At 73.6% G+C, this 22,492-nt stretch carries 21 protein-coding genes; 10 read left to right on the top strand and 11 right to left on the bottom strand.

Features of this window, described 5'->3' with window-relative positions:
• Positions 1 to 152 precede the first annotated feature (152 nt).
• Positions 153 to 893: a LysR family substrate-binding domain-containing protein gene (locus AC156L_RS12080; RefSeq protein WP_330879350.1), complete on the bottom strand. Its 741-nt coding sequence runs from the start codon at positions 891 to 893 to the stop codon at positions 153 to 155.
• A gap of 58 nt (positions 894 to 951) precedes the next feature.
• On the opposite strand from AC156L_RS12080, the gene AC156L_RS12075 reads away from it, so the two are divergent.
• Complete coding sequence (locus tag AC156L_RS12075; RefSeq protein ID WP_330879349.1) at positions 952 to 1,347, top strand: DUF5997 family protein; 396 nt, start codon at positions 952 to 954, stop codon at positions 1,345 to 1,347.
• Positions 1,348 to 1,447: 100 nt separating this feature from the next.
• On the opposite strand, the gene AC156L_RS12070 is transcribed toward AC156L_RS12075, so the two are convergent.
• Positions 1,448 to 4,168 (bottom strand): sensor domain-containing protein, encoded by a 2,721-nt coding sequence (locus tag AC156L_RS12070; protein WP_414720050.1) that lies wholly within the window; start codon positions 4,166 to 4,168, stop codon positions 1,448 to 1,450.
• A gap of 428 nt (positions 4,169 to 4,596) precedes the next feature.
• Here AC156L_RS12070 and AC156L_RS12065 point away from each other — a divergent pair, with 428 nt between their 5' ends.
• Positions 4,597 to 5,757 (top strand): beta-ketoacyl synthase N-terminal-like domain-containing protein, encoded by a 1,161-nt coding sequence (locus AC156L_RS12065; RefSeq protein ID WP_330879347.1) that lies wholly within the window; start codon positions 4,597 to 4,599, stop codon positions 5,755 to 5,757.
• 16 nt (positions 5,758 to 5,773) lie between these two features.
• Here AC156L_RS12065 and lnt read toward each other — a convergent pair whose 3' ends face one another.
• Positions 5,774 to 7,276, bottom strand: coding sequence for an apolipoprotein N-acyltransferase (gene lnt, locus AC156L_RS12060; protein WP_330879346.1), 1,503 nt, complete (start codon positions 7,274 to 7,276; stop codon positions 5,774 to 5,776).
• Positions 7,269 to 8,759 carry a polyprenol phosphomannose-dependent alpha 1,6 mannosyltransferase MptB gene (mptB, locus tag AC156L_RS12055; protein WP_330879345.1) on the bottom strand — a complete coding sequence of 497 codons (1,491 nt, stop codon included), beginning with the start codon at positions 8,757 to 8,759 and terminating at the stop codon, positions 7,269 to 7,271. Before mptB ends, lnt begins: the two co-directional genes overlap by 8 nt.
• Before the next feature lie 364 nt (positions 8,760 to 9,123).
• Between mptB and AC156L_RS12050 the strand changes: the two genes are divergently transcribed.
• The 3 genes from AC156L_RS12050 (at position 9,124) to AC156L_RS12040 (ending at position 11,510) form a co-directional block, all read left to right on the top strand.
• Positions 9,124 to 9,885, top strand: coding sequence for an SDR family NAD(P)-dependent oxidoreductase (locus AC156L_RS12050; RefSeq protein WP_330879344.1), 762 nt, complete (start codon positions 9,124 to 9,126; stop codon positions 9,883 to 9,885).
• 81 nt (positions 9,886 to 9,966) lie between these two features.
• The gene (locus tag AC156L_RS12045) at positions 9,967 to 10,455 is read left to right on the top strand and encodes a winged helix-turn-helix domain-containing protein (protein WP_330879343.1); all 489 of its coding nucleotides are present in this window, start codon (positions 9,967 to 9,969) and stop codon (positions 10,453 to 10,455) included.
• Positions 10,456 to 10,748: 293 nt separating this feature from the next.
• Positions 10,749 to 11,510, top strand: a complete 762-nt coding sequence (locus AC156L_RS12040) for an ABC transporter permease (protein ID WP_330879342.1) — start codon at positions 10,749 to 10,751, stop codon at positions 11,508 to 11,510.
• 24 nt (positions 11,511 to 11,534) lie between these two features.
• Here AC156L_RS12040 and AC156L_RS12035 read toward each other — a convergent pair whose 3' ends face one another.
• Both AC156L_RS12035 and AC156L_RS12030 read right to left on the bottom strand, forming a co-directional pair.
• On the bottom strand, positions 11,535 to 11,657 hold the full coding sequence (locus AC156L_RS12035; protein WP_330879341.1) for a hypothetical protein: 123 nt from the start codon (positions 11,655 to 11,657) through the stop codon (positions 11,535 to 11,537).
• A 3-nt stretch (positions 11,658 to 11,660) separates the two neighbouring features.
• Positions 11,661 to 11,858, bottom strand: a complete 198-nt coding sequence (locus AC156L_RS12030) for a hypothetical protein (RefSeq protein WP_330879340.1) — start codon at positions 11,856 to 11,858, stop codon at positions 11,661 to 11,663.
• 71 nt (positions 11,859 to 11,929) lie between these two features.
• Between AC156L_RS12030 and AC156L_RS12025 the strand changes: the two genes are divergently transcribed.
• From AC156L_RS12025 to AC156L_RS12005, 5 genes are all read left to right on the top strand, one after another.
• Positions 11,930 to 12,574: a glycine betaine ABC transporter substrate-binding protein gene (locus tag AC156L_RS12025; protein WP_330879339.1), complete on the top strand. Its 645-nt coding sequence runs from the start codon at positions 11,930 to 11,932 to the stop codon at positions 12,572 to 12,574.
• On the top strand, positions 12,564 to 13,343 hold the full coding sequence (locus tag AC156L_RS12020) for an ABC transporter ATP-binding protein (protein WP_330879338.1): 780 nt from the start codon (positions 12,564 to 12,566) through the stop codon (positions 13,341 to 13,343). Before AC156L_RS12025 ends, AC156L_RS12020 begins: the two co-directional genes overlap by 11 nt.
• Before the next feature lie 22 nt (positions 13,344 to 13,365).
• A complete protein-coding gene (locus tag AC156L_RS12015; RefSeq protein ID WP_330879337.1) occupies positions 13,366 to 14,226 on the top strand; it encodes a TauD/TfdA dioxygenase family protein in 861 nt (286 codons plus the stop codon).
• Between the two features lie 176 nt (positions 14,227 to 14,402).
• Positions 14,403 to 18,083 carry a glycoside hydrolase family 2 TIM barrel-domain containing protein gene (locus tag AC156L_RS12010; protein WP_330879336.1) on the top strand — a complete coding sequence of 1,227 codons (3,681 nt, stop codon included), beginning with the start codon at positions 14,403 to 14,405 and terminating at the stop codon, positions 18,081 to 18,083.
• 109 nt (positions 18,084 to 18,192) lie between these two features.
• On the top strand, positions 18,193 to 18,948 hold the full coding sequence (locus AC156L_RS12005; protein WP_330879335.1) for an SDR family oxidoreductase: 756 nt from the start codon (positions 18,193 to 18,195) through the stop codon (positions 18,946 to 18,948).
• Here AC156L_RS12005 and AC156L_RS12000 read toward each other — a convergent pair.
• From AC156L_RS12000 to AC156L_RS11980, 5 genes are all read right to left on the bottom strand, one after another.
• Positions 18,940 to 19,545 carry a carboxymuconolactone decarboxylase family protein gene (locus AC156L_RS12000; protein ID WP_330879334.1) on the bottom strand — a complete coding sequence of 202 codons (606 nt, stop codon included), beginning with the start codon at positions 19,543 to 19,545 and terminating at the stop codon, positions 18,940 to 18,942. The two genes, AC156L_RS12005 and AC156L_RS12000, sit on opposite strands and share 9 nt — an antisense overlap.
• A 15-nt stretch (positions 19,546 to 19,560) precedes the next feature.
• Positions 19,561 to 20,511: a GlxA family transcriptional regulator gene (locus tag AC156L_RS11995; protein WP_330879333.1), complete on the bottom strand. Its 951-nt coding sequence runs from the start codon at positions 20,509 to 20,511 to the stop codon at positions 19,561 to 19,563.
• 53 nt (positions 20,512 to 20,564) lie between these two features.
• Positions 20,565 to 20,873: a hypothetical protein gene (locus AC156L_RS11990; protein ID WP_330879376.1), complete on the bottom strand. Its 309-nt coding sequence runs from the start codon at positions 20,871 to 20,873 to the stop codon at positions 20,565 to 20,567.
• A gap of 2 nt (positions 20,874 to 20,875) precedes the next feature.
• Positions 20,876 to 21,535, bottom strand: a complete 660-nt coding sequence (locus tag AC156L_RS11985) for a DJ-1/PfpI family protein (RefSeq protein WP_330879375.1) — start codon at positions 21,533 to 21,535, stop codon at positions 20,876 to 20,878.
• 103 nt (positions 21,536 to 21,638) lie between these two features.
• Positions 21,639 to 22,492: hypothetical protein (locus tag AC156L_RS11980; RefSeq protein WP_484406816.1), on the bottom strand; the 854-nt coding region annotated here is incomplete at its 5' end.

Below are 22,492 nucleotides of genomic sequence, written 5' to 3'. Positions count from 1 at the left end.
GGAGCGCCACGACCAGGTCACGCCGGTGGTGGCGGGGGAGTCGGGACGCGGTGGCGACGGCGTCCGCGGTGGTGGTCGGGGCGTGGCCGTTCAGCGGGCCTTGCGGAGCCGTGCCCGCCCGGTGACCCCCCGCGGCCGGGGCAGGGCTGCCGCTACGTCCGGCGGCGGGGCTTCCCGCGCTTGCCCGCCTTGGGGGTGGCGCCGCGCTGCGGGGTCCTGCGGGCGGGTTTCGCGGCGGGCTTGCGGGCCTCGGCCGTGGACTTCGGCTGAGCGGGCGCGGACGCCGGGCCGCGCGTGCTGTTGACGGTCCGGCCCCGGACGATCCCGATGAGCTGCTCCGTCAGGTCGGTCGTCTCGTCCTCCAGCCACGACAGCGCGACCCGCGACTCGGGGGCGTCGGTGAGCGGCCGGTAGGTGAGGTCCTTGCGGTGGTGCAGGCGGGCGAGGGACTGGGGGACGACGAGCAGGCCGATGCCCGCCGCCACGAGCTGGACGGCGTCGGCCGTGGTGGCGGGGCGGGAGATCGCCGGGCGGCCGGGCGGCCCGTCCCAGTCGAGGGCGTCGTCGAGGGGGTGCAGCACGACGTCGTCGGCGACGTCCTCGGTGGACAGTTCGTCGGCGGAGGCCGCGGCGTGGTCCTTCGGGACGACCACCACGGTCGTCTCGGTGTAGAGCGGGATCGCGTGCAGGCCCGTCCGGTCGACCGGCAGCCGCAGCAGCACGGCGTCGGCCTCGCGGTCGCGCACCGCGGCGGCGGCGTTCGCGGCGGACACCGGGACGAGGACCAGCGGGACGTCGGGCGACCGCTCCTTCCAGATCCGCACCCACTTGCTGGGCGTCACGCCGGGGACGTAGGCGAGCCTGAAGGGTGCGGGTACGTCCGAGCCGGTCACGAGGTCAGATTACCGGGCGTGACCGGGAGCGGCGGACGGGCCCGATACCCTGACCCCCATGAAGTCGCAGAAGACCCCCCAGACGATGAAGCCCGCGACAGCGGCGAAGAAGCTGGGTGTGTACCTCGAAGCCACCCCCGCGGAGTTCCAGGAGGGTGTCGTCTCGCGCGACGAGTTGAACGCCCTCCAGGCCGACCCGCCGGAGTGGCTGCGCGACCTCCGGCGCAACGGGCCGCACCCGCGGTCGGTCGTCGCGACCAAGCTGGGCGTCTCCATCGGCGGCCTGGTGCGCGGCGGTGTCACCGAGGCCCTGACGACCGAGCAGATCGAGGCGTTGAAGGCGGACATCCCGTCCTGGCTGCGCAAGGAGCGCGCCACGCAGGCCGACGTCCGCCGCGAGGAGGCGCGCCTGAGGGAACGGCCCGTCGAGCCCGCCAAGCGCCCGCGGTCCTGATCCGGCGGGTGCGGCGCTCGACCGTCCTCCGGGAGCCCCCTCTCGGGTCCGGTCTGGACGGTGACTCCGCCGGGCGGGCCGCGCGGCCCGCCCGGCGGAGTCAGAACACCCGGTCCAGGTCGGGTTCGGCGGCCGGACGGCCCAGCAGGTAGCCCTGGGCCTGGTCGCAGCCCAGCCTGCGCAGGACGTCGAGCTGGAGTTCGTGCTCGACGCCCTCGGCGACCACCGTGAGGTCGACGGCGTGCGCCATCGCGATGATGCTGGTGACGATGGCCTCCGCGTCGGCGGACTTGCCGAGCCCGGTGGTGAACGACTGGTCGATCTTGAGCGTGTCCAGCGGCAGCGTCAGCAGCTGGGCGAGCGAGGAGTACCCGGTGCCGAAGTCGTCGATGGCGAGCCGGACACCGAGGTCCCGCAGCGCCGCGAGCGTGCGGGCGGCGATGGTCGGGTCGCGCATCAGCGCGCTCTCGGTGATCTCCAGGTACAGCGCGTTCGGCGGCAGGTCGGCGGTCCGCAGCGCCTCCCGCACGGCCGTGACCAGGTAGGGGTCGTCGAGCTGGCGCGCGGACAGGTTCACGGCGAGCTGGAGGTCCGGGTCGTGGCGGGCCCGCAGCTCGACGACCCCCCTGGTCGCGGTGCGGAGCATGTGGACGCCGATGATGTTGATCAGGTCGCTCTCCTCGGCGAGCCCGATGAACTCCACGGGTGGGATGAGGCCGTAGCGGGGGTGCGTCCAGCGCAGCAGGCCCTCGACCATGGTGGTGCGGCCGGTGCGGAGGTCCACGATCGGCTGGTAGGCCACCCACAGCTCGCCCCGGCGGGGCGCCTCGCGCAGGTCCTGTTCGAGCTGGAGCCGCCGCTGGGTGCGTTCGAGCAGGTCGACGTCGTAGAACGCGTGCCGCCCCCGACCCCGCGTCTTGGCCTCGTACATCGCGAGGTCGGCGTCGCGCAGCAGGTCGGCGCCGTCGCGCGGGTCGTCCTGGTCCGCGATCACGATGCCGACGCTCGCGTCGATGTGCAGGTTCCGACCGTCCACGGTGATCGGCTCGTTCAGCGCGCCGCGGATGTGCTCGGCCAGCGCGGTGGCCTCCTCCGGGCCCGCGGTGCCGTGGGCGATGACGGCGAACTCGTCGCCGCCGAGCCTGCCGACGACGTCGCCGCGGCGGACGCCGCGGCTCAGCCGCGCCCCGAGGACCTGGAGCACCTTGTCGCCCGCGCTGTGGCCGAGCGAATCGTTGATGATCTTGAACTTGTCCAGGTCGATGAACAGGACCGCCGTCCGGCCCGAGCGGTGCTTCCTCGACGCCCCGCTGAGCCGCTCGATGATCACCGTCCGGTTGAACAGGCCGGTCAGCGCGTCGTGCGTGGCCTCGTGCTCCAGCATCCCGTCGAGCATCCTGCGCTCGGTGATGTCGGTGAACGACACGACGACGGCGCTCGGCCCCTCACCGCCGGAGTCGAGGGCGTGGCAGCTCAGCGACAGCCAGATGCGGGCTCCGTCCGGCCTGGACAGGCTGAGGATGCGCCCGTTCTGCGGCTCCCCGGTGAGCCGCGTGCGCGCCGACAGGTAGTTCGCGGCGGGCAGGCGCGCGCCGGTCTCGTCGTACAGCTCGGCCAGCGTCGTCGGCAGGCCCACGATCTCCTGTGCGTTCACCCCGAGGATGCGCTCGGCCGCCGGGTTGGCCGATTCGACCAGTCCGGTGGGCCCCACGACGATCACGCCCTCCTCCAGGGCGGCCACCACGGTGGTGAAGTGCTGCTCGGCCCGTCTGCGCGCGGTCTCGTCCGCGCAGACCAGCACGTACCCGTCGTCCATCCGCGCCACCGACACGCGGACCGCGAGGGGGGCGCCGTCGGCCCGGTGGTGGACGGCCTGCTCCACGCCGCCCGACTCCAGGATGGACACGGGGTCCAGGGGAGCGGCGACCACCCGTTCGATCGGCTGCCCGATCGCCTCGCTCGCGGGACGGCCGTACACGGTCTCGGCCGTCGGGTTCCAGCTCGTCACGAGACCGTCGGCGGTCATCGCCACCAGCGCGTCGCTGACGTGGGCGACCAGGGCCGCCTGGTAGTGCAGGGCCGCGGCTGCCGCCTTCTGGGCGGTCACGTCGCGCATGATCACCTGGAACGCCGGGCGTCCCTCCCACGTGGTCCGCACCGACACCGACTCGACGTCGAGGGTGCCGCCGTCGAACCGGAGGAGGACTGCCTCAGCCGGGTCGCTCGTGGCGCCCGGCGCGCCTAACTCGGAGATGCGGTGCAGCATCGGCGACACCGAGTTCGGGTGGACGAAGTCGGTGATCGGGCGGTTGAGCAGCTCGGAGGCGGACCCCGCCCTGGTGAACTGGACCGCGGCCGGGTTCGCGTACACGATCAGCCCGGCCTCGTGCACGACGATCGCCTCCGGCGACAGCTCGACGAGCAGCCGGTACCGCTCGGCCAGGTCGGTGAGCGCCTGCTCCTGCTGGTGCTGCTCGGTCACGTCGGTGGCGACGCCGACCAGGCGCCTGCTGTCCGACTCGCCCGAGACACGCGCCCGGAACTGGATCCAGCGGATGGCTCCTCCTGGCGTCTCGCACGGTTGTTCCAGCTCGTAGTCCTGCCACACCGGAGCGGCCTTCGCGGCGACCGTCAGCGGGGCGACCAGTTCGGACAGACGAGCCCTCACCAGATTCTCGTCCGAACCCGGCACGCCCACCATCTCACCCAGACCCGGCATCCAGGCGAGGGTGTCGGTGGAGACGTCGAACCACCAGGCAACGGCCCGCCCGGCCGACAGCGCCAGCTCGACCACCACCTCGTGGTCCGATCCGACGCCCATGAGCTCCTTCACGTCGTGGCTCCCAGGCCTTGTGTCGCGTCCGATTCGCCGTGGCGTTGCCATCGTGGAGTCCTACTACATCGTCCGCGCAAAACCCACCCAACCGCAGCACACGGTGTGTCGTTATAGCGGGTCCTCGCTGTGACCGGGTGCTCGGGTGGACATCCGGGGTGATCAACGGGGGAGCGGTCCACTGTGGATCGGAGCGTTCAGGCGGCCCTCGAACGTGTCCTGCTCGGCCTCCGACACCGTTACCATCAAGGGCGTTGGCGGTGTGAACGGTGTGCTCAGGCGCATCCGGGTGGCGTGTCGCGGTTTCACGCCACCGGTCAACACGAGTCCGCAGCGCTGTCCCTGCTCCGTTCGGCGGAACGCCCGTCGCGGTCCGGTGCCGGTGGTGTCGGTCCTCGACTCGGGGAGGGAGCGGAATGGACGCGCAGGGCGTGGGTATTTGCGGCATCGGTGTCGTCAGCGGGTACGGGTGGGGGCGTGAACCGCTGTGGGACGGCCTGCTGAGCGGAACGCCCGCCGCGACCGTGGTCCCCGGTCTCGGTCTGGACCCCGGCGCCGCCGTGTGGGCGGCGCGCGTCCCCGACGGCGGCGACCCGCAGGACGGCCAGACCCGGTTCGCCCGAGCGATGCGCGCGTCCGCGCGGGAGGCCATTCGGGACGCGGGCGACCGGGGCTGGCGTCCCGGTCGGAGGGTCGGCCTGCTGCACGCGGTCGTCCTCGGCGAGGTCGACCTGTGGCGCGACTTCTACACCACCCGCGGCGGCGAGCTGCCCGTGCGGGAGTACCTGGCGCTCATGCCGTCCACCCCGATGTCCACGTTCATGCAGGAGTTCGGCTTCCACGGCCCGGCGATGAACGTCTCCGCGATGTGCGCCTCCGGCAACGCGGGCCTGATCACCGCGAAGTCCTGGCTGGACGCGGGCCTCGTCGACGACGTGGTGTTCGTGGCCACCGACCTGTCGCTCACCCCGGAGAACGTGTCCCACTTCGTCCGGCTCGGCGTGGCGATCACCGACGCGGAGCCGCTGGACGCGTGCCGCCCGTTCCAGCAGGGCAGCAGGGGTTTCATCATGGGTGAGGCGTCGGTGTCGTTCGTCCTGTCCCGCCGGGCCGACCGGCCGTACGCCATGACGCTGGGCGGCGCCATGTCGCACGACGCCTACCACGCGACCTCGATCGACCCCGGCCTCGCCCACGTCACGGCCTGCTTCCAGGACGCGCTGGCCAACGCGGGCGTGCCCGCCTCGGCCGTGCGCTACCTCAACGCCCACGGGCCGGGCACCGCGCAGTGCGACCTGGCCGAGGCCACGGTGCTGGACCGGATGTTCCCGGCGGACACCGAGGTCTACTCGGTGAAGCCGCTGACCGGCCACTGCCAGGGAGCGGCGTCCGCGGTCGAGGTCGCGGTGACCGCGCTGGGCTACGACCGGGGCCTGGTGCCCGCGCCGCCGACGGTCGCTCCCGGACACCCCAGGCTCCTGGACGGACCGTCGCCGATCACCGGGGGCATCACCGTGAAGTCGTCGCTCGGGATGGGCGGCCACAACTCCGTGATCGTGCTCGCGCCCCCCGCCTGACCGTCCACGGAGCCGGTCACCGGCGCGCGGGGCGTCCGACCCGCGCGCCCACCGCGCAGGCGGCGAGCGCGGCGAGGGCGAACAGGGCTTCCAGCAGCCCGCCCCACCGGGTCGCGGGGGTGGTGTCCGAGCGCAGCGGGACGGTGGCCAGGAGCGTGTCCTCGGTGAACACGCCGGTCGACCGCACCACCGTGCCGTCCGGTCGCACCACCGCGCTCACACCGCTGATCGCCGCCACGACCACGGCCCGCCCGTGCTCGACCGCGCGCACCCTGGCCATCGCGAGCTGCTGGTGGGTCATCTCGCCGCGCCCGTACCAGGCGTTGTTCGTCGGCACCACGAACAGCCGCGCGCCGCGGGCGGCGCTCTCGCGCAGCACGGCGTCGTAGGCCACCTCGTAGCAGATCCCGACGCCGACGCGGGTGCCCGCGACGTCCAGGACACCGGGCTCGGTGCCCGCCCGCAGGTCGGGGGTGTCGGCGAACGGGGTGACCAGCCCGGCGAGCGACCGCAGCGGGATGTGCTCGGCGAACGGGACCAGTTCCCGCTTCGCGTAGGACGCGCCCGCGCCGGTCCTCGGGTCCCAGGCGATGACGGCGTTCTCCTGCTGCCCGTCGACCCGGCGCAGCGCGCCCACCAGCGTGGGGACGCCGAGGTCGGCCACGGCCCCGTCCAGCACGGGGTCGTGGCCGCCGGTGCTGGTCGCGCTCTCCGGCCACACCACGAGGTCGGGCGCGGGCACCTCGCCCGCGCGGATCGCGGTGGCCAGACCGGCGGTGACGCGCAGGTGGTTGCGGCGCAGGGTCTCCCGCTGGTCCAGCAGCCCCAGCCCCACGTCGGGCGCGTTGCCCTGCACCACCGCGACGGTGCGGACGCCGTCCTGCGCCTCGACGGCGGGCGTGACGGCCAGGGCCGCGACCAGCGGCAGCACCGGCCACGCCCGGCGGACGTCCCGAGGCCGGGCGACCCACGCCGCCGCGCCGAACCCCGTCACCACGACCGCGAACGACACCAGGGGTGCGCCACCGAGCGCCGCGAGCCGCAGGTAGGGGCCCTCGACCTGGCCGAACGCCACCCGTCCCCACGGGAAGCCGTTGAAGGGCAGGCGACCGCGCGCCGACTCCTGGAGCACGAACAGCAGCGCCGCCCACACCGGCGCGGCGGGCAGGCGGGCCACCAGCGGCACGAGCGCGCACGCGGCGGACGTGAAGAGGGCCATCACCGCGGCCAGCACGAGCCACGGCGCGGGCCCGAAGTCGCGTCCGAGGAAGTCGTCGATCCACACCAGGTGGAGCAGGAAGAACGTCCACCCGAACACGAGGCCCAGCAGCGCGGCCCGGCGGACGCGCGCCCCGCGCAGGGCGGACCACAGCAGCGCGAACGCGATGACCGCCGCCCACCAGAGCGCGCGGGGCGGGAACGCGGCGTGCAGCAGCGCGCCCGCCGCGACGACGGCGGCGTACCGCGCGACGTCGGGCACGCGCGACGTCGGGCGCGGGGCGAGAGCGACCTCAGACAAGCGTCCGGGTCCTCTCGGGCGCGGTCTTCTCCGGACGCAGCACCAGGTACGCCGCTCCCACCAGGACGATCCCGATCGCGTAGCCCGCGACGAGCTGGCCGACGCGGCCGGAGAAGTTCCCCGCCAGCGGCGGGACGAGCACGGCGAAGACGGCGACGAGCCCGGCGAGCCTCGCCCACGCGTGCCGGGGGAGCCCGCTCGCGGCGAGCGGGACGACCGCCCACAGCAGGTACCAGGGCTGCACCACCGGACCGAGCACCACCACGAGGGCCATCACCATCCCGAGGGACGACACCGCGTCGAGCCTGCCTCGCCACTGCCGGTGCAGCACGACCGCGATGCCCGCCACGGCCAGCGCGTAGCCGAGGACCTTGCCGACGCCGATCATGGTCTGGGTGGTGTCCGCGCCGAACAGCGCGCCGACGCCCCCGGTGAGGAAGCCGAACCAGTTCGTGGGCGCCATCCAGCTGTTCACCAGCCCGGACGTGCCGAGCGCCCGCACCCAGCCGAACCCGAGGCCGGTCGCCAGCGACGTCGCGGCGGACACGGCCCCGAAGGCGAGCACCATGCCGGTCCCGGCGAGCAGGAAGTCGCCGACCGACCCGCCCCGGCGGCGGGCGAGCGCGGTCCCGACGACCGCCAGCGCGACCAGAGCGGGCAGCTTCACCTGGGCGCCGAGCGCGATGAGCACGACCCCGAGCGCGAACGGCCACCCGTCGACCCGTTCCCGCAGCGCCTCCAGCGCGACGACCGTCCCCGCGAGCATGAGGCCCAGCATGAGGGAGTCGTTGTGGACACCGGCCACCAGGTGCCACAGCACCAGGGGGTTGAGCACCCCGAGCCAGAGCGCGACGCGCCGCGACGCCCCGGCCACGGCGGCGAGCCGGGGAACCGCCCACACGACGAGCAGCAGTCCCAGGACCTCGACCAGCCGGTGCAGGAGCACACCCACCACCGGCTGCCCGCCCGAGACCTGCGCGACCACCCGTTCGACCGCCCCGAACAGCGGGCCGTACGGCGAGGGCGTGTCCCGCCAGTGCTCGCCGACGCGGCCGACGACCTCCGAGGCCGCCCCGAGCCCCGTGGCGGGACCGGTGGTGTTGGGGTCGAGGCCGCGCGCGGCGACCTCGCCCTGCGCCAGGTAGCTGAACACGTCCAGGCTGAACAGGGGAGGGGCGACCAGCAGCGGAGCGCACCAGAGGGCCAGCGTCCTCCTCAGCCAGCGCGTGCTCGGTCGCGGCCTGCCCGACAGCACGACCCGGCCGAGCAGCGCCCACGCCACCACCAGCACCCCCGCGCCCGCCACCCCGGCGGCGAGCGGCACCACGGCCGCGCCGGACGCCACCACCCCGACCCAGGCCGCGACCGTGAGCACCACGACGGCGCCGAACCCGGTCCAGCGGAACCGGTCCGGCGCCGAGCGGGTGGGACGGCCCACCGCCGACGGTGTCAGCGGGAGCCGGTCCACGGCGGAAAGCGACATGCGTCCTCCAAGCAGGGCGGTGCAGGGGTCAGCCGGGGAGGCGGTGCGCACGGGGAAGTGGCGACCGGGGGCCGGGGCGGGTCAGCGGCGTGGCGGACCGCCTCTGCCTCCGCAGGGGGGCGTCCGTCGGCGTCGCACGGGACGATCATGGCCGGCGCGCGGGTCATCGCGGATCACACCCCGGTCGCACGCGGAAGTACGACCACGGGTGGACAACCCCGCGGCCGATCGGACCTCGGGGGTGGTCGAACGGGGTGGAGCAGCGATGTCCTAATGTTGACATTAGGACATCATTGAGGGCAGGGTGTCGTCCGAGTGGCGGGCGCTCGTCCGCCGTCCGGGTGTCGGGAAAGGTCGGTGCTCCATGAGGGGCGTGTTGGTCACGGGTGCGTCGCGCGGCATCGGTCGTGCGGTCGCGGTGGCGTTCGCCGAGCGCGGCGACCGGGTCGCGGTCCACTGCGCGGCCAACCGCGCCGACGCCGAGGAGACGCTGCGCCTGCTGCCCGGCACCGGGCACGCGCTGGTCGTCGGCGACCTCGGCGACCCCGGCACCGCGCGCCGCGTGGTCGACGAGGCCGTGCGCGCGCTCGGCGGGGTCGACGTCCTGGTCAACAACGCCGCCGTCGCGCCGACCGCGGCGAACCGGCACGACGTGGCGACCACGTCCTACGAGGACTGGCTGGCCGCGTGGCGGCGCATGGTCGACGTCAACCTCCTGGGCGCGGCCAACGTGACCTACGGCGTGGCCCGGCACCTCGTCGACCGCGGCGCCCCCGGCAGCGTCGTCAACATCGGCTCCCGCGGCGCCTTCCGGGGCGAACCGGAGTTCCCGGCGTACGGCGCGACCAAGGCCGCCCTGCACGCCTTCGGCCAGTCGATGGCCGTGTCGCTCGCACCGCACGGGATCGCGGTGACGTCCGTGGCGCCGGGGTTCGTCGCGACCGAGCGGCAGGAGGGCACGCTGGCGGGCGCGGCGGGGGAGGGCCTGCGGGGCCAGAGCCCGTTCGGCAGGGTCGGCACGCCCGCGGAGGTCGCCGCCGCCGTGCTCCACCTCGCCTCGCCCGAGGCCGCGTGGTCGTCCGGCGCGGTGCTCGACCTGAACGGCGCGTCCTACCTGAGGACCTGACGGCCGCTTTCCCGCCGTGTCAAGGGCTTCCACCCCCTGGGCGCTGTTGACCAAGGTGCCCTGACTTGGTCGGATCGTCGCGTGACCGCCACCCTTTCCCCCGAGACCGTCGAGATATCCCTGGTGATCCGCGTCAGCGCGGCGGACGCGACGGCGGTGGCCGACACCGTGGCCTCCGCACTGCGCTCCGCCCTCGACGACGAGCGGGCGACCGTCGACGTGCCGCGTCCGGACGTCGACGTGCCCGTCCAGCGGGGTGGCCCGGAGCTGCGCGTCTTCCCGGAGTCCCGCCGGGTGCTGCACCGCGGCGTCCCGGTGTCGTTGACGCGGCTGGAGTTCGACCTCCTGCTGCACCTGTGCAGGCGGCCGAGGCTCGTGCACCGCAGGGCCGACCTGATGGCCGCGGTGTGGGGGACGCCCGTCCACGTGGACACCCGGACCATCGACGTGCACGTGCGCAGGATCCGCGGCAAGCTCGGCCCCGACGGCGCGGCGTTCATCGGCACCGTGCGCGGCGTCGGCTACCGCGTCGAGCACGCCCACTTGGTGCGCGTCGAGGACGAGGTCTGAGTCCACAGAGGACTCACCGGTCCTCCGGTGCCGTTGGTCCCCCATGCCCTACGAAGTGCCCTTCGCACAAGGGTTTCACCACCGGGTGTCCACAGTGCGGAACCGCTCGGAAGACGCGGTCCGCGTCTGTACGTTCAGCCGGGAAGCGAAGGTCCCCCGCCTCCCAGCGATCCCGAGAGCGCAGAACCCCCATGACACAGGCACTCGCCGACGTTTCCGACCCACCAGGTGGCTCTCTCCGCCCGGTGCCGCGCCCCCGGCGCACGGCTCCGGGAGCGGCGAGGACCCTGCTCGTGCGCCTGATCGCCGTCCTCGTCCTGCTCGGGCTGTGGCAGCTGCTGGCCGTCGCCGGGTTCTGGCCGCCGGTGGTCCTGCCGGGCCCGCTCCAGGTGTGGGACCAGCTGCTCATCACCTCCGACGCCGCCAACGGGCAGGGCGGCTACGCGGGCTCCACGCTGCTCGAACGGCTGGGCGTCAGCCTGCGCAGGGTGGGCTACGGATCGGCCTACGGCATCCTGATCGGCGTCGCCCTCGGCCTGGTGATGGGACTGGTGCCGCTGGTCAGGGCCGTGACCGAACCGGCCGTCACGTTCCTGCGCGCGCTGCCGCCGCTGGCCTACCTGAGCCTGCTGGTCATCTGGTTCGGCATCGACGAGGAACCCAAGGTGTACCTGCTGATGATCGCCGCGTTCCCGCCGGTGGCGGTCGCGACGGCGACCGCGGTCACCGGGGTCGGCCGGCAGTACGTCGAGGCCGCGCAGGCCCTCGGCGCGTCACGGGGCCACGTGATCGCCTCGGTGGTCCTGCCCGCGTCGGCACCGGAGATCATCACGGGTGTGCGGCTGGCCGTGGGCATCGCCTACAGCTCCGTCGTGGCGGCCGAGACCGTGAACGGCGCCGACGGGATCGGCGGCATGGTCCTCAACGCCCAGCGCTACAACCAGACCTCGGTGGTCATCCTCGGGCTGTTCGTCATCGGGGTCACCGGCCTGCTCATCGACTCCGCCGTCGTCGGCGCCCAGCGCGCGCTGTCGCCGTGGCGGGGTCTGGTGTGAAAGACGTCCCCACTGCCAAGGAGATCACGTGTCCGTGACCCGCAGATCGGTCCTGTCCCTGCTCGCGTCGGGGCCCGTGCTGGCGGCGTGCGGTGTCGGCGGCTCGTCGTCCTCGTCCGGGTCGGGTTCCGGGCGCGTCGTGCGCATCGCCTACCAGAACTTCGCCGACAGCACCCTGCTGGTGAAGGACCAGGGCACGCTGGAGAAGGCGCTGCCCGACCACCGCATCACCTGGACCTCCTTCGACTCCGGGGCGAGCATCAACACCGCGTTCCTCGGCGGTGCCGTCGACCTCGCGGTGATCGGCAGCAGCCCCACCGCGCAGGCGCTGTGCCCCCCGCTGAACATCCCCTACAGGGTGATCGAGCTGCTCAACGTGATCGGCGACAGCGAGGCGCTGGTGGCGCGCGGGGCGAGCGGTGTCACCGGCGTCGCGGACCTCGTCGGCCGCAAGGTGGCCGCGCCCTTCGGCTCCACCGCGCACTACAGCCTGGCTCGCCGCCCTCCAGCAGGCGGGCGTCGATCCGGGCGCCGTCACGCTGGTCGACCTGGAGCCCCAGAACATCCAGGCCGCCTGGCAGCGCGGCGACGTCGACGCGGCCTACGTGTGGACGCCCGTGCTCAGCGTGCTCCAGCAGGACGGGGTGACCCTCACCGACAGCGCGACGCTCGCCGCCGCGGGCAAGCCCACGCTGACGTTCACCGTGGCGCGCACCGAGTTCATCGACGGCAACCGCGACGTGGTCGACCGGTGGCTGGAGGCGACCAACCGGGCCATCGGGCTGGTCAAGACCGATCCCGGCGTCGTCGCCGAGGCCGTCAGCAGGCAGATCGGCAGCAGCAAGGAGGACGCCGTCGCCCAGCTCGAGCAGAACGTCTACCTCGACCACGCCGAGCAGCGCGGCCCCGAGTACTTCGGCACCGCCGAGGCACCCGGCAAGCTCGCCGAGCGGCTGCGCGACACCGCTCAGTTCCTCCACGGCCAGAAGAAGATCGAGGCCGTGCCCGACGTGGCCACCTTCCGCGCCGCCCTGCTCGCACCCGGAGCGGACGATGGCAGGTGACGCGACCTCGTTGGCCGAACTGGTCGACGTCGAACACGGCTACCGGACCAGGGCGGGGGTCGTGCCCGCGCTCGGGCCGATCGACCTGCGGGTGGACCCCGGCGAGTTCCTCGTCGTCGTGGGCCCGTCCGGCTCCGGGAAGAGCACGCTGCTGCGCATGGTCGCGGGCTTCGAGCACCCGAGCGCCGGGGCCGTCCGCAGACTGGGCCGCACCCCCGTGCCCGGTCAGGACGTGGGCGTGGTGTTCCAGCAGCCCCGGCTGTTCCCGTGGCTGACGGTGGCGGGCAACATCGGTGCCGCGCTGCGGTGGGCCGACGTCCCCAAGGCGGACCGGGCCCGCCGCACGGCCGAGCTGCTGGCCGCCGTCGGCCTCGCGGAGCTGGGGCCCCGGCGCACCTGGGAGATCTCCGGGGGGCAGCAGCAGCGCGTCGCCATCGCCAGGGCGCTGGCCGCGCGGCCGAGGCTGCTGCTGATGGACGAGCCGTTCGCCGCGCTCGACGCGCTGACGAGGGAACGGCTCCAGGAGGACGTCCGCTCGCTGACCGACGACGTCGGCCAGGGCGTGGTATTCGTGACGCACAGCGTCGACGAGGCCGTGTTCCTGGCCAGCCGCATCGTCGTGCTCACCGACCGGCCGGGGCGCATCGCGCTCGACGTGCCCATCACGTTGCCCCGCACCGGGGTGTCGGCCGACGAGCTGCGCGGCTCCGCCGAGTACGCGGCCTTCCGAGGCGAGATCGCGGCCGCCGTCCGGGCGGCCGTGGCATGACCCGACACGAGAGGGAACGACCATGACAGTCGTATCGGCGGTCGAGCCGCTCACGGCCACGATCGGTGCGCAGCTCTCCGGCTTCGACCTGTCGCGACCCCAGACCCCGACGGAGGTCGCCGACATCCGCTCGGCCCTGCTGGACCGCAAGGTCCTCGTCTTCCGCGGCCAGCGGCTCACCCCCACCTCCCACCGCGACTTCGCCGCGACCCTCGGCGAGCTCACCCCGGCGCACCCCGTGGTGCCCGGTCTGGACGACGAGCACCCGGAGATCTACGTCCTCGACAGCGGTGACGGCGGCAAGTCGCCGGTCTGGCACACCGACGTGACGTTCATGCCCCGCCCGCCGCTCGGCTCGGTGCTCCGCGCCGTCTCCCTCCCGCCCGTGGGCGGCGACACCTGCTGGACCGACCTGGAAGCCGCTTACCTGGCCCTGTCACCCCACCTGCGCTCGCTCGCCGACCGCCTGACGGCCCTGCACGACGGGCGTGAGGACTTCGACGAGTACCTGCACACGCGGCTGTCCGGCCAGGGCAGCACGTGGGAGGGGGAGCGGGTCACCTCGCTGGAGCCGTCCGTGCACCCGGTCGTCCGGGTCCACCCCGAGACGGGCAGGCGCAGCCTCTTCGTCAGCCCCGGATTCACCACCCGCGTTCTCGACGTGACCGAGTCCGAGAGCCGCGCCCTGCTCGACCTGTTCTTCGCGGTGATCGGCCTGCCCGAGCACTCCGTGCGCCACCGGTGGAGTCCGGGCGACGTCGTGGTGTGGGACAACCGGAGCACGGCCCACTACGCCGTCGACGACTACGGCGACCAGCACCGCGTCATGCACCGCGTCACGATCAGGGGCGACGTCCCGGTCGGGGTCGGCGGGCGGGCCTGACCGGTTCACCGTCGAGGCCCGTCCCCACGTCGGGGCGGGCCTCGACGCCGTTCCGGGGAGGTGACCGCCATCCGGCCGCGGTCGTGCGCGCAACGGAGGCATACCAATGCCGTATTGCCCCCTGTGTTGCGTTTCGTTACATGTTGAGTGACCGTGTGGAGTCTTGGAGGAACCGGATGCGCGCACTCCTGACCGCCCTGCTCACCGCCTGCCTCGTAGCGGGAGGGGTGACCGAAGTCGGGGCGGTGGGAGCGGTCGCCGCGCCCGACGCCTACGCCTACCTGGACAACCCGCGGATGACCGGTGAGGGGCAGCAGGCCCCGCACGTGGAGCTGCGGCCGTACGCCGACGTCGGGTCGGCGGCCCGGCGCGAGGAGAGCACGCCCTACACCGCCTCGCTCGACGGCCAGTGGAAGATCGCGATGGCCGACGTGCCGCAGGACGTGCCCGCCGGGTTCTTCGCGGACGGCTACGACGTCAGCGGGTGGCGGACGACGACCGTGCCGCACACGTGGCAGACCTCCGGGCTCGACCACCCGGTGTTCCGCAACATCCCCGAGGAGATCTGGCCGGACGACCCGCCGTTCGCGCCGAAGGACCTGAACCCGACCGGCGCCTACGCGCGGGACTTCGACGTGCCCGCGAACTGGGCCGGGCGCAGCACGTTCCTGCGCTTCGAGGGCGTCACGTCCGGCTACTTCGTCTGGGTCAACGGGAAGTACCTCGGCTACGACCAGGGCGGCTACACGCCCGCCGAGTTCGACATCTCCTCCGCGCTGCGCCCCGGCCGCAACCGGGTCGCGGTCCAGGTGCACCGCTGGGGCTCCGGCTCGTACCTGGAGGACGTCGACCAGTGGCGCTACAGCGGGATCTTCCGCTCGGTCTGGCTGTACGCCACGCCGAGGACGCACGTCCGCGACGTCGCCGTGACCACCGACCTGGACGACACCTCCACCAACGCCACGCTGACCGCGCGCGTCTCGCTGACCCGGGACCGGAGCGGGCCGCTGACCGTGAACGCCTCGCTGCGGGACCCCGGCGGGCGCGAGGTCGCCGCGTTCCGCGGCACGACCGACGGTGACGAGGTGACGCTCTCCCAGGCCGTGCGCGACCCGGCGAAGTGGACCGACGAGACGCCGAACCTCTACACGCTCGTGCTGTCCGTCGGCGGCCACATCACCAGCGAGGCGGTCGGGTTCCGGGAGATCACGATCGCCGACCGGCAGCTCAAGGTCAACGGGAAGCGCGTGCTGTTCAAGGGGGTCAACCGGGCGGAGACCGACCCCGACCACGGCCGCCACGTGCCCAGGGCGCGCCAGGAGCAGGACGTGCGGCTGATGAAGCAGCTCAACGTCAACGCGGTCCGCACCTCGCACTACCCGTCCGACCCGTACTTCTACGACCTGGCCGACCGCGAGGGCCTGTGGGTCGACGACGAGGTGGACATCGAGACGCACGCGCACGAGTGGTGCCCCACGGAGTGCCTCGCCGACAAACCGGAGTGGCAGGACGCCTTCCTCGAACGGTTCGTCGCGATGGTGCAGCGGGACAAGAACCACCCGAGCGTCTTCCTGTGGGACACGGGCAACGAGGCCGGCCTCGGCGCGGGCCACTACGCGATGGCCGACTGGGCGGAGAAGAACGACCCGACCCGGCCGCTGTACCACCAGTCGAACTCGCCGGACGGCGACGCCCCGTTCGCCGACGTGTGGGGTCCGCGCTACCCGTCGCCGGAACGGTTGGCGGAGCAGGCGAAGACCACCACGAAGCCGGTGATCCTCGGCGAGTACGCGCACGCGATGGGCAACAGCCTGGGCAACTTCCGCGAGTTCTGGGACGTCATCCGGGCCAACCCGCAGCTCCAGGGCGGGTTCATCTGGGACTGGGCCGAGCAGAACATCCGCGAGCAGCTCAAGACCACGCCGGACGGGTCGGGCAACGACATCCTGACCCACCTCAACGGCAGGCCCGAGGTGGTCGACGGGCACCGGGGCACGGCGCTGGACCTCTCCGGCCTCGACGACTTCGTGGAGGTGTACCGGGACCCGAGGCTGGAGATCACCGGCACCGCGCTGACGCTGGACGCGTGGGTCAAGCCCGACACGTGGACCGGAGACCTCACCGTCATCGCCAAGGGAGACCACGCCTACGCGCTGAAGATGAAGGACCGCACCACGCTGGAGTTCTTCGTCCACAGCGGTACCTGGCGGACCGTGCACGCCCAGGTGCCCGCCGACTTCTACGGCGAGTGGCACCGGATCACCGGCACCTACGACGGCACGGCGCTGAGGCTGTTCATCGACGGCGTCCAAGTCGGCAGCACGCCGTTCACCGGCGCGATCGACCGGACGCACTACGAGGTCAACATCGGCCGCAACCCCGAGGTCATGCAGGACAACTACGGGGGCCGCACGGCCAACGGCGTCGTCGACGACGTGCGGATCTACGACCGCGCGCTGCCCGCCGACGTGATCGGCGCGGGCGGCGACCCGGCGGCGGACGCCGTGCTGGCGCTGGACTTCGACCGGATCGACACGGTCGGCACCTACCTGTCCAACGGGCAGAGCCTGTCCGGTGTGGACGGTCTGATCGGCTCGGACCGCTTCCTGCAACCGGAGACCGCCCAGCTCGCGTGGGTGCACCAGCCGCTGCGCTTCTCCTACGCCGACGGCGTCCTGAGCGTGCACAACGAGCGGTCGTTCGCCTCCACGGCCGGGGCGCGGCTGCGGTGGGGGGTCGTCGAGGGCGACACGGAGGTCGCCAGGGGCCGCCGGACGCTGGACGTCGCGCCCGGTGCCACCGAGACCGTGCGCGTGCCCGTCCCGGCCAACCCCGGTGACGTGGAGCGGTTCCTGAACGTCGAGGTGACCGGCGGCGTCACCGCGCACGACCAGTTCCCGCTCGGCGGCACGGTGGTGCCCGGTCTCCGACCGCCGGACGGGCAGGGGACCGTGGCGCTGGACGACGACCCCGAGCGGGTCGAGGTGTCCGGTCCCGGCTTCCGCTACGGGTTCGACAAGGCCGGGGGCACGCTCGACTCGATGCGGGTCCGCGACACCGAACTGCTGGTCGGTGGCCCGGAGCTGGACGCGTGGCGGGCGCCGATCAGCAACGAGATCTACTCGTGGGGCACGGCCGAGGGCGAGCTGTGGCGCGCGGCCGGGCTCGACCGGCTCCGCACCTCGGTGGAGTCGGTGACCGCGAGCACCGACCCGGCCGGGGGAGCGGTCGTCGAGGTGCGCTCCGCGGTGGCCGCCCCCGACCGCCCGGACGCCTCCTTCGGCCAGGTCATGACCTACCGGATCGACGCGGCGGGCACGATCCGGCTGGCGCACCAGGTCAGCCCGCGCGGCGCGGTCCGCACCCTGCCCTACCTGCCGCGGATCGGCGTGTCCGTGGCCGTGCCCGAGAAGTTCCAGCAGTTCGCCTGGTACGGCCGCGGGCCGCAGGAGAGCTACAACGACCGCGAGGACGGCACCCCGATCGGCGTCCACCGGTCCACGGTGGACGAGCAGTACGTCGACTACTACCGGCCGCAGGACCACGGCAACCACACCGACACCCGCTGGGCGCTGCTCACCGACGGCCGGACGGGGGGCCTGCTCGTCTCCGGCGCCAACGACGTCTCCGTCACGCCCTACGACGAGCTGGACCGCGCGGCGTACCCGTTCGAGCTGAAGCGCAACGCGGGCTGGACCACCCTGCACGCCGACCACGCGGCCACCGGCGTGGGCGACACCCCCAACCCGGTGCGGTCCCGCTACCAGGTCCGCGCCGACCAGGACTACTCCTACTCGCTCGTGCTCCGGCCGCTCACCGCGCAGGAGGTCGCCACGCGCACCCCGCGCTGGTCGTAGTGCGGTGTGACGTCCCCCTCAGCCGGTCGCTGTCACATCCGGCCCCGCCGCGCAGTCCTGGGTGTGGGTCGGCGTGCGAGGTCGCCGCCACGAGGGAAGGAAGTGCGCCGTGCGGGTAGCCGTGGCGGGCGGGACCGGGTTGATCGGGACGATGGTGGTGGCGGAGCTGACAGCCGCGGGGCACGCGCCCGTGGTCCTGTCGCGGTCCCGCGGTGTGGACCTCACCACGGGGCGGGGGCTCGCGGCGGCGCTCGCCGGGTGCGACGCCGTGGTCGACGTGACCAACGTGACGACGATGTCGAGGAAGGTCTCCGTCGACTTCTTCGGCGCCGTGGCGAGGAACCTCCTGGCGGCGGGCGTCGCCGCGGGCGTCGACCACGTCGTGGTGCTGTCCATCGTCGGCGTCGACGAGGTCGACCTCGGCTACTACCTCGGCAAGCGCGAGCAGGAGGACCTGGTCGCGAACGGACCGCTGCCGTGGACGGTCCTGCGGGCCACCCAGTTCCACGAGTTCCCCGAGTCGCTGCTGGGCAGCGGCGTCGGCCCGTTCGTGCCGGTGCCGAGGATGCGCTCCCGGCCCGTCGCGGGCATCGAGGTCGCCAGGGCGCTGGTCGACCTCGTCGAGAAGCCCGCGGTCGGCCACGCCCGGCCGATCGCCGGGCCCGAGGAGCTGTGGATGGCGGACATGGCCCGGCGCTACGTGCGGGCGCGGGGCCTGCGCCGGGTGCTGGTCCCGATCCGGCTCCCCGGCGCGGCGGGCAGGGCGATGGCGACGGGGGGACTGCTGCCCACCGGGCCGTTCACCCAGGGCGTCCAGACCTTCGCCGAGCACCTGGAGCGGCTGGCGGCGGCGCGGTCAGCCTGATCCGGTCCCGGTCGGGGTGGTGACGCGGAAGACCCGCAGTTGCAGCGCGAGCGTCGCGTAGTAGCCCACGAGGGTGGTCAGCTCGAAGACCACCCTCGTGCCGACGGCCGCCACGGCGTCGGCGTAGGCCGCGTCGTCCACGTCCCCGTCGCGCAGCAGGGCGACCACCACGGTCAGCGCGGCGCACTCGGTGTCGTCCGCGAGGTCCGGCACCCGCGGCTCCCGCAGGGCCGTGACCTGCTCGGCCGTGACACCGGCCCGCAGCGCGAGGGGTTCGTGGGCGTACCGCTCGAAGTCGCAGTCCCACCGGCCCGCCACCGCGAGGACCGCCATCTCGCGCACCCGGTCGCTCAGCGTCGTCCCGTACCGCACGGCCGCGCCGACGCCCTGGAGCGCCTGGCCGAGCGGCGGCGCGACCAGCATCGCGTTGAACGGACCGGCCAGCCGCCCCTCGTCGTCGGCGAGCGGCACCGCCTGCGGCCCCGAGGCGCGGGGCCCGCCGGTGATCGCGTCGTACAGCTCGCGCTGGGCGGGGTCGAGGTCGGCGGGGAGGAACCGCGGCAGCCTGGTCATGCCGCCCATCTCACCAGCGCGCACCGCGGTCCGCGCACCTCAGGGCCCCGAACCCCGGAACGCGGAGCGGTAGGCGCCGGGGCTGGTGCCGACCACGCGCTTGAACTGGTCGCGGAACGCCGTGGGCGAGCCGAACCCGACCTGGCGCGCGATCCGGTCGACCGGGTGCGTCGTGGACTCCAGCAGGTACTGCGCCCGGCGGATCCTGGCCCGCAGCAGCCACCGCAGCGGCGTGGTGCCGGTCTGCTCGCGGAAGCGGCGGTTGAGCGTGCGGGTGCTGGTGTTCGCGCGCGCGGCGATGTCCTCCAGCGTCAGGTCCCGTTCGGCGTTGTCGTCCATCCACCGCAGCACCGGCTCCAGGGCCGAGCCCCGCGGCGTGGGGTACCGGTCGCCGACGATGAACTGCGCCTGCCCGCCCTCGCGCTCCAGCGGCATGACGGACAGCCGCGCAGCCTGGGCGGCCACGGCGGAACCGTGGTCGCGGCGGACCAGGTGCAGGCAGAGGTCGAGCCCGGCCGCCGCGCCCGCCGACGTGAGCAGCTGCCCGTTGTCGACGTAGAGGACGTCCGGGTCGACCTCGATCTCCGGGTGGCCCGCGGCGAGCGCGGGGGCGGCCAGCCAGTGCGTGGTGGCGCGCAGGCCGTCGAGCAGGCCCGTGGCGGCGAGGATGAACGCCCCCGAGCAGATCGACGCGATCCGCGTGCCGTCGGCCGCCGCCTTCCGCAGCGCGGTGAGGACGTCGTCCGGGACCGGCGTCGCGAGGTCGGTGCAGCCGGGCAGGACGATCGTGTCCGCGCCCGCCAGCTCGGCCAGGCCCCAGTGCGCCCGGACGGTGAACGCCCCGGCGTCGACGAACGGCTCGGCGGCGCACACCCGGACCCGGTAGGCGGGCCGCCCACCGGGCAGGGTGACGCGGGTGAACACCTCGATCGGCGTCGACAGGTCGAACGGCACGACGGTGGCCAGGGCCAGCACGGCGACGGTGTGCACGGCGCCACCATAGGCATCCTCCCGGTCCTCGCCACCGGTGGTAGCCCCGCCGGTCACGTCCGCGCGCGGCGACCGGTCACCCTGGAGCGGGGCAGCCGCCCGGCCTTCGAGTACCCCGTCATCCCGTCACCGCCGACCGTCACGTCGAAGGCGAGGTTCAGCCGCAGCGGCCTGGTGATGGACTGCGTCCACGTGAGCCGGTCGCCGTCGACCACCAGGTCGCCGAGGACGACCTCCTCGCCGCGCTCGGGGTCGCGGGCGACGCCGCGCAGGACACCGTCGCGGGTGGACAGCTCCAGCGTGGCGCGCTGCCTGCCGATCGGGGTCTCGACGACGAGGTCCCAGGTGCCGTCCACCGACATGCTCACACCCCCACCGTCGGCTCGACGCCCGTGGCGCGCCAGACCGTGCCGCGGCGCTCGTGCGCGATGAGCTCCTCCACGGCGTGCGCCACCCTGGGACCCAGCTCGCGCTCCAGCAGGTACAGCCCCACGTCCAGGCCCGAGGTCACGGACGCGCCGGACACCAGGTCGCCGTCGTCCACGAGGCGGGCGTCCACCGCGACCGTCCCGGTGGCGTCGAGCAGGTCGAGGCCGAGGTGGTGGGTCGTCGTCGGACGGCCCACCACCAGCCCGGCCATCGCCAGCACCATCGACCCGCCGCACACCGTGGCCACGGTGACCCCCGGCCGGTCGAGCGCCTCCTTGAGCAGGGCGGGCAGGGCGGTGTCCAGGGTGCGGGCCAGGATCGCCGGGATGGTGTCGTCCGACGGCTCGTCGCCGTCCGGCAGCCGCCCCAGCGCACCCGGCACCACGACCACGTCCGCGCGCGCCGGGTCGAGGGCCGCCGTCGCCCGCAGCGTCAGCGACCCGAGCCCGCTCGGCACCTCGCGCGGTCCCTCGGCGGACACCAGTTCGGCCGTCAGCAGGCCACCGGTGACCATCCCGCCCGCACTGAGCACCTCGTACGGCGCCACGACGTCCAGCGGGTCGAACCCGTCGAACAGAACGACCTGCGCGTGCACCATCGAACCAGTCCTCCTCGTGTCGGTGACCCGACGCTAACGAGGGGGACCAGCGGGCGGAACCGGCCGGATTGCCAGGCTCCGACGGATTCTCGCCACGCGCTCATCCGGTCACGGTGATGTCCGCGTCGTTGAGGTCGAAGAAGACGTTGCCGACGGCCTCGACCCTGATCCGGCCCTTGGTGGTGGCGACCCTCGGCAGCGTCACGGTCTCCGACCCGTCGTTGCGGGTGCGGCTCGCCAGCACGTGCGGGAACGTGAGGCCGCCGTCGGTGGAGAACGTGATCCGCACGGCCCTCGTGCCGACCGGCGCGGCGCTCGTGCCCGCCACGTCCCAGGTGACCGCCTGCCTCGACCCGCCGCGGTAGCCTGCCGCCGACCCCTGCGAGGTCACCAGGAACGGGCCCGCGTCCGGCGCGACCACCAGTGCGGTGTCGGCCGTCCCGATCCCGCCGCCGCCCGGCCTGCCGTCGCGGGCGGTGAGCTTGAAGTGCAGGGTGCGCGAGCCGTCCACGCCCACCCAGTCCGCGGTGGGCAGGAACTCCGAGTAGCAGTCGACCAGCGCGGGCGGCAGGTTCGTCCCGCCACCGGTCGTGGGCGGCGGGGGCGCGGCCGGGCACGCGCCCGAGACCGCGTTGGTGCGGCCCGCCGCGATCTGCGCCAGGTCGGGGAAGACCCGCCGCGGATCGGTGGTCGTGGTGTTCTGGCCGGGGGAGTAGTACTCCAGCGCGTCCTCGTCGCTGACCACCGCCTCCGTACCGAACACCCGGAACAGCGGCCCGTCGGTCTTCGTGTTGTCCACCAACGGGGTTCCGGTCTCGCCACCGGGATCGTCCTGCTCCCACAGGTAGGTCACCGGGTCGCCGTCGGGGTCGGAGGCCCTGCCGGTCAACGAGAACGGCGTGCGCGCCGGGATCGTGCGCCTCGCGGCGGTGGACACGACCGGCGGGTGGTTGC

It is taken from the genome of Umezawaea sp. (genome assembly GCF_057122925.1).
Note: the sequence above shows the minus strand (reverse complement) of the source record. Positions and strands in the feature narration are given on the sequence as shown.